11 protein-coding genes are annotated in these 11,797 nt (G+C 68.0%); 10 read left to right on the top strand and 1 reads right to left on the bottom strand.

Going from position 1 to position 11,797, the window contains the following annotated elements; translation table 11 throughout:
* The first annotated feature begins 112 nt into the window (after positions 1-112).
* The 10 genes from ABIA65_RS26215 (at position 113) to ABIA65_RS26170 (ending at position 10,288) form a co-directional block, all read left to right on the top strand.
* Complete coding sequence (locus tag ABIA65_RS26215) at positions 113-910, top strand: polysaccharide deacetylase family protein (protein ID WP_241400436.1); 798 nt, start codon at positions 113-115, stop codon at positions 908-910.
* Positions 907-1,683: an SDR family NAD(P)-dependent oxidoreductase gene (locus ABIA65_RS26210; RefSeq protein WP_354525373.1), complete on the top strand. Its 777-nt coding sequence runs from the start codon at positions 907-909 to the stop codon at positions 1,681-1,683. Before ABIA65_RS26215 ends, ABIA65_RS26210 begins: the two co-directional genes overlap by 4 nt.
* Complete coding sequence (locus tag ABIA65_RS26205) at positions 1,683-2,381, top strand: SDR family NAD(P)-dependent oxidoreductase (RefSeq protein ID WP_354525372.1); 699 nt, start codon at positions 1,683-1,685, stop codon at positions 2,379-2,381. Before ABIA65_RS26210 ends, ABIA65_RS26205 begins: the two co-directional genes overlap by 1 nt.
* Positions 2,378-3,505, top strand: a complete 1,128-nt coding sequence (locus tag ABIA65_RS26200) for a C45 family autoproteolytic acyltransferase/hydrolase (protein WP_354525371.1) — start codon at positions 2,378-2,380, stop codon at positions 3,503-3,505. Before ABIA65_RS26205 ends, ABIA65_RS26200 begins: the two co-directional genes overlap by 4 nt.
* 57 nt (positions 3,506-3,562) lie before the next feature.
* Positions 3,563-5,323, top strand: a complete 1,761-nt coding sequence (locus tag ABIA65_RS26195) for an ABC transporter substrate-binding protein (RefSeq protein WP_354525370.1) — start codon at positions 3,563-3,565, stop codon at positions 5,321-5,323.
* A gap of 156 nt (positions 5,324-5,479) precedes the next feature.
* Entirely contained in the window at positions 5,480-6,805 is a 1,326-nt protein-coding gene (locus ABIA65_RS26190; protein ID WP_241400441.1) for an ABC transporter substrate-binding protein, read from the top strand.
* 4 nt (positions 6,806-6,809) lie between these two features.
* Positions 6,810-7,601 (top strand): ABC transporter ATP-binding protein, encoded by a 792-nt coding sequence (locus tag ABIA65_RS26185; protein ID WP_354525369.1) that lies wholly within the window; start codon positions 6,810-6,812, stop codon positions 7,599-7,601.
* Positions 7,594-8,319, top strand: a complete 726-nt coding sequence (locus ABIA65_RS26180) for an ABC transporter ATP-binding protein (protein ID WP_354525368.1) — start codon at positions 7,594-7,596, stop codon at positions 8,317-8,319. The genes ABIA65_RS26185 and ABIA65_RS26180 overlap by 8 nt, the downstream gene beginning before the upstream one ends.
* The gene (locus ABIA65_RS26175) at positions 8,316-9,203 is read left to right on the top strand and encodes a branched-chain amino acid ABC transporter permease (protein ID WP_354525367.1); all 888 of its coding nucleotides are present in this window, start codon (positions 8,316-8,318) and stop codon (positions 9,201-9,203) included. The genes ABIA65_RS26180 and ABIA65_RS26175 overlap by 4 nt, the downstream gene beginning before the upstream one ends.
* Positions 9,200-10,288 (top strand): branched-chain amino acid ABC transporter permease, encoded by a 1,089-nt coding sequence (locus ABIA65_RS26170; protein WP_354525366.1) that lies wholly within the window; start codon positions 9,200-9,202, stop codon positions 10,286-10,288. The genes ABIA65_RS26175 and ABIA65_RS26170 overlap by 4 nt, the downstream gene beginning before the upstream one ends.
* Here the strand turns inward: ABIA65_RS26170 and ABIA65_RS26165 are convergent.
* Positions 10,243-11,721, bottom strand: coding sequence for an amino acid permease (locus ABIA65_RS26165; RefSeq protein WP_241400446.1), 1,479 nt, complete (start codon positions 11,719-11,721; stop codon positions 10,243-10,245). The genes ABIA65_RS26170 and ABIA65_RS26165 overlap by 46 nt on opposite strands.
* Positions 11,722-11,797 lie beyond the last annotated feature (76 nt).

The following is an 11,797-nucleotide window of genomic DNA, read 5'->3' as shown; positions in this document are numbered from 1 at the left end:
TACAGCCGAGCGGTAGCTGGATCGTCATGCGTCATTCGACGGAGCCGTCGACCGCGACCCGCTACGTCGAATGACGCATGACCGCCTGCGAGCTGCCGACGACAATCGCGGGATGTCAGCACGACCGTTGCCGCAATGGCCCGACGGTGCCCCCTACGGCGCCAGCATCACGTTCGACTTCGACGCCGAGGAGGTGTGGATCGGCGAGGATCCGGCGAACGCGAACCGGCCCGGTGTGCTCTCGCAGGGCACCTACGGGCCGAAGGTGGCTATCCCGTTGCTGCTCGATCTGCTCGAACGACACCAGGTCACCGCGACCTTCTACGTTCCCGGCGGCGACGCCGAGCGCCACGGTGACCGGGTCAGGGAGATCATCGCCGCCGGCCACGAGATCGGCCACCACGGTTACACCCACCGCTCCCCGACCGCGCTGACCCGCGACGAGGAGGAGACAGAGCTGATCCGCGGTCTCGAGGTGCTGCGCGGGCTGGGCGCCGACGTTGTCGGTTACCGGTCGCCATCCTGGGACTTCAGCCCGCACACCCTGAACCTGCTGGCGGCGCACGGATTCGAGTACTCGTCGAACCTCATGGATGACATCCGGCCGTACCGCCATCCGGCTGGCATCGTCGAGGTTCCGGTGTCCTGGCTGCTCGACGACGCGCCGCACTTCTGGTTCGCCGGGGACACCTGGAACAAGACCATCCGCACCGTCGGCGAGGTCTACGAGCTGTGGAAGGACGAGCTCGACGGCATAGCCGCACTCGGTGCGCACTACATGCTCACGATGCATCCGCAGTTCATCGGCCGTCCGTCACGGCTGGCTCTGCTCGACCGGCTGCTGACCGATATGCGCAACACCGGGGCGTGGATCGCGCCCACCCGCGACGTCGCGCGGTTGGTCCCGTGACCGGCACCGCGCACCGTTGCGCCATCGTCACCGGCGCCGCCGACGGCCTCGGCCGCGACATCGCGGAGCGTCTGCTCACCGACGGGTGGTGTGTCGTGGCCGCTGATATCAGCCCTGCCGTCGGCGACATCTTCACGGCAGGCGCGTTCGACGGCCGGGTACGCGCCACCGTCGCCGACATCGCCGCCGCCGAGGCCGGCGACGCGCTTGTCCGTACTGCGATGGCGTCCTACGGCAGGATCGACGCCGTGGTCAACAACGCCGGTGTCGGCGGACCGAGCGGCGATCTGGATGCCATCGAGATGGCCGATGTCGAGCGCACCCTCGAGGTGAATCTGCTTGGGCCGATACGACTGTGCCGCGCAGCGATCCCGCTCCTCAAGGAGCAGAGGTCGGGCCGCATCGTCAACGTCGGTTCACTGTTCGCCGACCGGCCGGTGGTCGGCGGCAGCCCCTACATCATGTCGAAGGCGGCGCTGCGCAGCCTGTCACAGTGCCTGGCTCTGGAACTCGGCCCGAGCGGTATCACGGTCAACACCGTGGCACCCGGCTACATGATGACCAAGATGCACGAAGAGGAAGTGGCCGCGCAGGCGCGGGCCGCCGGCGTGGGCGCCGACGAGCGACTGCTGGCACTGCGGGCCGAGGTCCCGCTGCGCAGACACGGCGATGGCGCCGACGTGGCCGGTGCCGTGGCCTGGCTGCTGTCCGACGACGCCGCGTATGTCACCGGTCAGACGATCGGCGTCAACGGCGGGGTACAGGTGAACTGATGCGCAGAATCGTAGTCACGGGCGCAGGCTCGGGGATCGGCCTCGCGGTGGCCCGTCGGGCCCACGACCTGGGTTGGACGGTCGCCGGGATCGACCGGACACTCGGCGCCGGCCACATCGCCGACGTCACCGACGCTGCCCAGGTGTCGTCGGCGATGGATGCGATCACCTCGTCCTGGGGCGGCGCACCGGATGCGCTGGTGCACTGCGCGGGGATCTACCGAGTTGCGCCCACCGTCACGGTGGACCCCGCCGACTGGGACCACACCATGAGCGTCAACGCCCGCGGCACGTTCCTGGCGGCGCAGGCCGTCGCCGCACGGATGATCGCCGCGGGCAACCCCGGGTCGATCGTGGTGCTTGGCTCGGTCGGCGCCGGGCGCGGCGACCTGACCGAACCCGGTGCCGCCTACGCCGCCAGCAAGGGCGCGGTGTCCGCGCTGGTCCGCCAGCTCGCCGTCGAGTGGGGCCCGGCGGGCATCCGGGTCAACAGTGTGGTGCCCGGCGTGATCGACACCGCCATGACCACGGTGACGTCGAACCCGGACGCGGCGAACGCACTGCTGGGCCGGTTGCCGCTGGGCCGGTTGGGCACCGCCGATGAGGTCGCGGCGGCCTGCCTGTTCCTGGCCGGATCCGACAGCAGCTACATCACCGGAACCGAAATCACCGTCGACGGAGGCTATCTCGCGTCATGAGTAATCAGGCTGACCTTCCCATCGTCACCGTGAGGGGCGGCGCACGCGAACGCGGCGCCCAGTACGGCGAACAGGCGCCGACGCGGGTGCACCGCACCCGGGACGCCTACGCCGAAGTCTACGCCCACTACGCCACCTGGGATTGGGACCGGGTGCGCGATGAGGCGCAGGCGTTCGTCGCACCGATCGAGAGTTTCCATCCCGCCTCGCTCGAGGAAATGCGCGGTATCGCCGACGGCAGCGGCCTGGAGTTCGCCGACGTGCTGGCGATGAACCTGCGCACCGAGATCCTGTTCGCCGCCAAGGTGCGCGCCGCAGGCGCCCAGCTGCCGCCGGTGCTGGAGTGCACGTCGTTCTCGGCGGTGTCCGACGATGGCACGCGATTATTCGGCCAGAACTGGGACTGGCTGACGTTCTCGGCCGACACCGTCGTGCTGGTCGAGGCCACGCCTGATGACGGCCCGAGTTTCATGACGGTCGTCGAGGCCGGGCTGCTCGCCAAGTTCGGCATGAACTCGTCTGGCCTGGTGATCGCCACCAACGCACTGGTGTCCGCCACCGACACCGGCGCACCCGGGGTGCCCTACCACGTCATGTTGCGGGCGCTGCTGGACTGCCGTACCCCGACTGCGGCGGCCACGCTCCTGCAATCGGTACCGCGCTCATCGTCGGCGAACTACCTGATCGGCAGTGGTGACGGCCTGGCCGTGGACGCCGAGACCCGCCCCGGCGAGTTCGACGCCATCTCGTGGCAGCTGCCCGACGACAACGGCTTGCTGCTGCACACCAACCACTTCTCGGTGGCGCCGCTGCGCGACCTGGGCGGCACTGACATGGGGCTGAAGCTGATGGCCGACTCGTTGTTCCGGCTGCAGCGGATAAGGGATCTGGTCCACGCCAGCCCGAACGGCGGGGTGGCCGACTGGCAGCGCATCCTGGCCGACCACGCAGGTGACCCGGCGGGCATTTGCTGTCATCCCGATCCCGACGCCGACCCAATCGACCGGTGGACGACGGCAACCGGGGTGATCTTCGACCCCGCACACCGCCGGGCGCACATCTCGGTCGGCAATCCATGCCAGGGCCGCTGGCTGCTCCGCGACTACACCGAGGCGTGGGCGTAAACTCCGGCTACCAGGGACTTTGCGTCTGCCCTGGTATTAACCGCTGGATGGAGACAGATGTCGCGGGTCGTCGCTGAGCTCACGCTCGAGCCGGGATCACGCGTGCCTGTCGCCGACGGCACGGTGCCGCCGGACGTGATCCGCTACGGGCGGGCGTTCTTCCTGAGCACCCGCGAGTCGTTGCGCTTCCTCTACCGCCACGACGACACCTGGCTGGCCGTTCACCTCGTCCGCCAGCGGTGCGCCACCGATTCCAGCTCCGGGGCTCGCGGGTCGCCTGGCTCGGCCGCAGGCGAACGGGTGTCGTTGCGCGTCGCCGAGGTCGAGATGCCACGCGGCATCACCGTCCGCGAGGTGGACGTGCTGACGCTGCTGGCGCTGGGACTGACCAACTCGGGGATCGCCGAGCGGCTGGGCACCAGCGCCCGGACCCTGTCCACACAGATCGAGCGACTGCTCACCAAACTCGACCAGGACACCCGCGGCGGGCTGGCAGCTCTGGCCGTCGACTCCGGTCTGCTGCGCTTGCCGATACCCGGTGGTGTGGACGGCAGGCCCGGCATCGGGGTGGTCGAGCTGGAGTCGATAGCCAACGCGGTGCCGCGCACCGAGGTGGCCCCGCTGCGGCCCGCCTATCCACGGAAGCGGCCATTCCTGGTCGGGACATTGATTCCCACCGGGGCCGCACGCGCCGACGGTGTCGAGGTGCTGCACGGAGCCACCCTGGCCGTGGAGGAACTGAACGCCACCGGTGGTGTCTCCGGCCGCCGCGTCGAGCTGGTCACCGCCGACGTCGACGTGTTCAGCTGGGACAGCGTGGAACGCGGTATGGACCGACTGTTCGCCGGTGAGGTCGACGCGATCACCACCAGCTACGCCAGCGCGGAACACTCCGCGGTCATCGACCTCGCCGCCGACTACGGAAAGCCGTTCCTGCACACCGCCACGTTCGCCGAGCAGGTCGAGCAGACCGAGGCCGACCCCACCCGCTTCGGCGCGGTGCTGCAGACGTGCGCCTCGGAGACCGCCTACGGCGTGGGGCTGATGCGGCTGCTCACCGACCTCGAGACCCGTGGGCTGTGGCAGCCGCGCACGCGCCGGATCGTCAGCATCGAGGCGGCCACGTCGAGCACCCGGGTGACCAACGAGCACTTCCTGGCCATCGCGGGAAGCGCCCAGTGGTCGGTCGACGACCTGATCCGGGTACCGATCGGCACCACCGACTGGTCCGGTGTCGCGGCGCGGGTGGCGAGGCTGGAACCCGAGGTGGTGATGGTGACCCACTTCCTCGACCAGGAGGTCGCCGCCTTCCAGCGCGAGTTCGTCACCCTGGGCCTGCCCGCCCTCGTCTACTGCGTGTACGGCCCGTCGATCCCGCAGTTCCAGACCACCCTCGGCACCATTGCCGACGGGGTGATCTGGTCCACCACCACCGGGACCTACGACGACGTGTTGGGTCAGCGCTTCCGCAGCCAGTACTCGGCCCGTTTCGGCCGGCCACCGGGCTGGTCGCAGGCCGGTGCCGCCTACGACCAGGTCAACCTGCTTGCCGCGGCATGGTCGGCGACGGCGACCCGTGGCACCGAGGACGTCGTCCGCTACCTGCGGCGCTGGCCGCACCGCGGGGTCAACGGGGTGTACTACTTCGGCGAGCGCAACCACGCCACGCTGTCCTATCCCGACGCCACCCCGGACCCGTCGATGGGACAGGCGCACATGATCTACCAGATCCAGGACGGCACCCACCGCGCGCTGTCGCCGGAACCGTTCGGGTCGTTGGCACGGTTTCGCATGCCGTCGTGGTGCGTTGCCGAGTAGCGACGCCCGATCTCTCTTCCGCCCCGGCAGGGGCTGTCCGTCTTCCGCCCCGGCAGGGCTGTCCGTCAGATGACGGATGCACGAATCGCACCCGTTCGCTGTACTGACAGCCGCTGTTAGCACTGCGGCGATGCCCTGTATACGAAGGAGACCAACATGTCGGACACGCCCGTTCCCGGCCGGCCGCGCGGAGTCTCCAGACGCAACTTCGTCCGGGGATTGACGGCGGCGGGCGCCGGTGGCGTCGTCGTCGGCGGAGCCGCCTCCTGGGTGATGAAGCCCCAAGGCGGTGCCAGCATGTCGGCGGGCGGATCCGGCGAGACCGTCAGAATCGGCAGCGTCGCCCCCATCACCGGGCCGTACTCCGGTGACGGTCTGGAGATGGTGCGCGGCGCCCAGCTGGCGATCGAGGACATCAACGCCGCGGGCGGGTTGGCAGGCCGGCCGGTCGAGCTGGTCACCGCGGACATCGCCGATCAGGCACCGGAGAACTTCATCCAGGCCGCGCAGCGACTGATCTCGCAGGAACGGGTGGCCGCGGCGTTCGCCGGCTACACCTCCACCACGTCGGCCGAGTACAACATCTACGCGAATGCCGGTGTGCCACTGCTGCACACCAACACCCTGCAGGCCAATACCGACTTCGTCGTCGACAAGGGCATCACCAACATCTTCCAGTGCTGCCCCACCGAGGTCTGGTACGCCGAGGGATTCATCCAGCTCATGCAGGAGTGGATCCGCACCAAGGCGTGGACGCCACACTCCAACACCGCCGCAGTCATCTCCAGCAATGACTCCTACAGCGTCTCGATCGCCCGGGTCTTCCAGGACGGCATCAAGAAGCTCGGCTGGGACGTCACGCTGTACGACGAGGTCACCGCGCCGAACGCCGACTGGGGTCCCCAGTTGGCCCGCATCCGCGCCAATCCGCCGGCATTGATCTTCATCACCGACTACCTCGCCGGTGACCTGGCCAGTTTCGCCACGCAGTTCGCCAGCGGCCCAACCCCTTCACTGCTGTATCAGCAGTACGGCCCGAGCGTGCCGGAGTACCTCGACCTGGCCAAGGGAGCGGCCAACGGGGTGCTGTGGTCGACGACCATCGGCACGCTGCCCGACGCCATGGGTGATGACTTCCGCGGCCGCTACGAGCGGACCTTCGACGCCGTTCCCGGCATGAGCCAGTCGGGCGCGCAGTACGACACCGTGCGACTGTGGGCCCGCGCCGCCGCCCAGGCCGGCGATCCCTACGACTTCGCGAAGGTCACGGAGTTCCTGAAGGCCAGCATCTTCCGCGGTGTCGTCGGCACCTACCGGTTCGACCAGAAGGAACTCACCGCGCTCCCCTACCCGGACAAAGTGGACGACCCCAGCCTGGCCATGCCGCACCTGACCTACCAGATTCAGGACGGCAAGCAGGTGCTGTTGTCGCCGCAGCCCTACAGCAAGGGCAGCTTCGCCCTGCCGACGTGGGTCCGCTGAGCACATGACCGCACCCATCTTCGAAACCGTCTCGGTCACAAAACGATACGGCGGCCTGACCGCGGTGGACGGTGTGTCGGTCACGGTGAACGCCGGTGAGGTCTTCGGCATCGCCGGGCCCAACGGCGCAGGCAAGACCACGTTCTTCGACGTCGTCACGGGCATGACGAAGGGCACCTCGGGCGAGGTCCGGTTCCGCGGCGAGTCGGTCACCCACGCCAGCGTCACCCAGATCTGCCACTGCGGCATTGCCCGCACGTTCCAGCATCCCTCCGTCTTCGACACGCAGACGGTGCTTGCCAACGCCGTCGTCGGCGCGCAGTTCGGCGACGGCAGGCGCTGGTGGTCGGCGCTGCGCAAGGATCCGAAGACACTGCAGCGCGCCTGGAGCGAACTCGAGTTCGTCGGGCTTGCCGACAAGGCGGACCGCCTGGCGGGACCGCTGCCGGTGTTCGACAAGAAGAAGCTGATGATCGCCTCGGCGCTCGCCACCGAGCCCGAAATGCTGTTCCTGGATGAACCTTTCGGCGGTCTGAGCCTGGCCGAGATCGACGAGTTGATCGCCTTGCTCACCGCCATCAAGGAGCGCTCGGTGACAATCGTGCTCATCGAGCACGTCATGCGCGCGCTGATGACGCTGTCCGACCGGGTGCTCATCATGAACCAGGGCAAGACCCTCTTCGAAGGCACACCCGCCGAGGTCGTCGCGCACGAGGAGGTCGTCCGGGTCTATCTCGGCGAGGCTCCAGCGGATGCCAAGGCCCCCACCGCCGAGGACGGTACCGCCGATGCCTGACGCACTGCTCGATATCGCCGGCCTGCACGCCGGCTACGACGCGACGACAGTCGTGCACGGGGTGGACCTGCGCGTGAACCCCGGCGAGTTCTCGGTCCTGATCGGGCCGAACGGCCATGGCAAGACGACGATCCTGCGCGCGGTGAGCGGGCTCATCACACCGGCTTCGGGCAAGATAAGCCTTGCCGGACAGGACATCACGCGCCTGCGCACCGAGCACATCGCCGCGCGCGGCCTAGTGCACATCCCGCAGGGCGACCTGCTCTTCCCGGATATGACGGTGCTGGAGAACCTCACACTCGGTGCGTTCCTGCGCAAGGGCGGGCGGGCCGAACGCGTTCAGCACCTCGACCGGGTGTACGACATCTTCCCCCGACTGGCCGAGCGGTCCAGCCAGCGCGCCCGCACCCTGTCCGGCGGCGAACGCCGGATGCTGGCGATCGGGCGCGGCCTGATGGCCGACGCCCGGATGCTGATGATCGATGAACCCAGCCTCGGACTGGCACCGGTGCTGGTGGACGAGGTGTACCGGCAGATCGCCGCGATTCACCGGTCCGGTATGACGATTCTGCTTGTCGAGGAGAACTTTTCGCGTGTCCGCGAGCTGGCCGACCGGCTGACCCTCGTCGAGAACGGCGCGGTGCGCGCCACCGGGACCGTCAAAGAGGTGCTGTCCGACCCGGCCGTAGCGGCCACATACCTCGGAGTGGACTCGTGAATCTGCTGCTTCAGACCCTAGTCAGCACCGTCGTGCAGGGGTCCATGCTCGCGCTCATCACCATCGGCATGAGCCTGGTCTACGGCACGCTGCGGGTGCTCAACATGGCCCAGGGCGTCATGGTCATGGTCGGCGGTATGGCCGCCTACGTGTTCGTCGCCCAGTTGGGGCTACCGGTGTGGGCGGCTCTGGTGTTGGCGGCGTTCGTCGCCTTCCTGCTCGGTGTGCTCACGTTCTACAGCGCGGTGCGTCCACTACTGGGGCGCGCCGGGGTGGATTTCGAGATGACCGCGTTCATTTCGACATTCGCGATCGCCACCATCGTCCAGAGCGTCGTGCTGGCGATCTTCGGTCCGCGGCAGAAGCCGTTCCCTGAACTCATCACCGGCCGACTCGACCTCTTCGCCGGCGTGTCGATCACCTATCACTCGCTGCTGATGGCGGCACTTGCCATCGCGATGCTGCTGGGTCTCGGGCTCTTCCTGACCCGCTCGCGCTACGGCCTGGCGATCACGGCCGTCGCACAGAACATCGATGCCGCACGCCTGATGGGCATTCCGGCCCGCCGGGTCTATGTCATCGCCATGGGGCTGGCCGCCGCGCTGGCCGGCATCGCCGGGGTGCTGCTCGCGCCGATCTACTTCGTCTACCCCAACTCCGGTGACCTGCCACTGCTGCAGGCCCTGATCGTGGCGATCTTCGCGGGCCTTGGCAGTGTGCGCGGCACCATCATCGCCGCCTACATCATCGGGTTCGTGCAGGCAGCCGTCTCCATCTACTGGAGTTCGACCTATGCGCTGCCCGTGTTGTATGCGGTGATCCTCGTCGTCCTCGTCTTCCGCCCCTGGGGTATCGACGGCAAACCCCAGGAGGCACGGCTGTGAGCACGGAGACCACCCCCGCCACCACCAACCCCACCGCCAAGGCCCGCACATGGTCCGCCACCACGATGGGATGGCCACGGCCACAACGAATCGCGCTTGCCGTTGGCTTGCTGGCCGCGGTCGCGTTGCCGTTCATCGTGCCCAACAGCAGCTGGGTCGTGGTCGCCACGCTCGGGGCGATCTGGTTGACGCTGAACCAGAGCTGGAACCTGGTGCTCGGATTCTCCGGCGTCTGGCACTTCGGCCAACTCGCGATATACGCCATCGGCGCCTACGTCGCAGCGGTGCTGAGCCTGCACACCTCACTACCCGCGGTGGCCTCGATACTTCTGGGCGGCTTCGCCGCACTTGCGGTTTCAGTGCTGCTCTCGCTGCCTGCGCTGCGCCTTCGCGGCATCTACGTATCGCTGATGACCTTCGGCTTCGCCGAAGTGGTACGGCTGCTGATCATTTCCGACCAGAGCGGGGTCACCGGCGGCTCGTACGGATTGTCCGGCTACCCCGGATTCGGTCTGCAGGGTCTCGACAGCGTCGCAGGAGAACGGGCGTCGTACTGGATCGCTCTCGGCGTGGCGGTGCTCACCGGCGTCGCGCTGTACTTCGTGGTGCGCTCCCCGCTGGGGAGCGGCCTGGTCGCCCTGCGCGACAACTCACAGCTCGCGGCCGCCCGCGGGATCAGCCCCCGGACGTATCAGATGGTGGTGTTCGGCCTGTCCGGTTTCTTCGCGGGCGTGGCCGGGGCGTTGTACGCGTACGTGTTCGGCGTGGTCTCACCGAGCCTGATGGGACTGGCCCCGATGACGCTTCTGGTCACCATGCTCGTGGTGGGCGGGCTCGGCACGGTGATGGGCCCGATCGTCGGGACTGTCATCATGACGTTCGTGCAGGCCCGGCTGCAGAGCTGGCCCGATATCCGGCTGATTGTGCTCGGGCTGATCCTGCTGCTGATGATCATCGCCGTGCCCCGCGGACTGCTGCCGGTCGCCGCAGGCTGGAAGAAGCGGCTCGACGACTGGATCGCCGAGGACGAGATCGACGATCAGGACTCGACCGCTGCGGCCTCACGCCGCCCCAGCAGTGAATGACGCCGGCCGTATAGGAAATACACGAACACGCCCAGCACCATCCAGACGCCGAACCGGATCCACGTCAGGCCCGTCAGGTTCAGCATCAGCCACACACAGGCGATGATCGACACGATCGGCAACGCCGGAACCCACGGGGCCCGGAACCCGCGTTTGAGGTCGGGCCGAGTGCGGCGCAGCACGATGACGCCCGCCGAGACCAACACGAACGCGAACAGCGTCCCCACGTTGACCATCTCCTCGAGCCGTTCGATCGGGAACACCGACGCCGCCACCGCGACCACCACGCCAACCAGCACGGTGATGCGCACCGGCGTTCCGTGCGGTCCGGTCTTGGCCAACCCGCGCGGCAACAACCCGTCGCGCGACATCGCGAAGAGCACCCTGATCTGACCGAGCAGCAACACCATCACCACGGTGGTGAGCCCGGCGAGCGCCCCGATCGAGATGACGGTGGCCGCCCACTCCACGCCGTTGGCGGAGAACGCTGATGCGAGGTTGGCCTGACCGTCCGGTCCGGTCGTGAGTTCGGTGTAGGGCACCATGCCCGACAGCACCACCGACACCGCGACGTAGAGCGTCGTCACGATGGCCAGCGACAGCAGGATGCCGCGCGGCACGTCACGCTGCGGGTTCCTGGTCTCCTCCGCCGTGGTGGCCACGATGTCGAACCCGATGAAGGCGAAGAACACGATCGATGCCCCGGCCAACAGCCCATACCAGCCATACGTGCTGCCCTCGGCGCCGGTGATCAGGGAGAACACCGACTGATCGATTCCTCCGCCGGCCTCACCGCCGGACTGTGCCGGCGGGATGAAGGGCGAGTAGTTGGCCGCCTTGATGTAGAACGCCCCGACGATGACAACCAGCAGGACCACCGCCACCTTGATCGCGGTGATGGCAAGGCTGAAGTTGGCCGAGACCTTCGTGCCGCGCGCCAGGAGCAGGCATAGGGCCCCGATGATCAGCAGCGCGCCCCAGTCCAGGGTGACGGGTCCGAGGTCCATGGTTCCGCCGGAGAAGCCGAACACCGTGCCCAGATACGACGACCACCCCTTGGCGACGACGGCACCGGCGACCGCGAACTCGAGGATCAGGTCCCAGCCGATGATCCACGCGGTGAACTCACCGAAGGTGGCATAGGAGAACGTGTAGGCGCTGCCCGCGACGGGCACCGTCGAGGCGAACTCGGCGTAGCACAGCGCCGCCAGGCCGCAGGTGATCGCGGCGATCACGAAGGACACCGAGATGGCGGGCCCGGTCAGGTCGCCGGCCGTCGACGCGGTGATGGTGAATATGCCCGCGCCGATGACGACGGATACCCCGAAGACGGTGAGGTCGCGCCAGGTCAGGTCCTTGCGGAGGCGGGTGTCGGGGTCGTCGGTGTCAGCGATCGACTGCTCGACCGATTTGATCCGCCACCGATCCGTCATGACTCCCCGCCTTCTCTGGCCGTGTGAACGAACCCTACTGAGTAGGGTCCCGGCCACGCCGAGAAACGGGTTGCGC

The sequence above is a fragment of the Mycolicibacterium sp. 624 genome (genome assembly GCF_040548615.1).
In the GTDB taxonomy this organism is placed as follows: domain Bacteria; phylum Actinomycetota; class Actinomycetes; order Mycobacteriales; family Mycobacteriaceae; genus Mycobacterium.
Note: the sequence above shows the minus strand (reverse complement) of the source record. Positions and strands in the feature narration are given on the sequence as shown.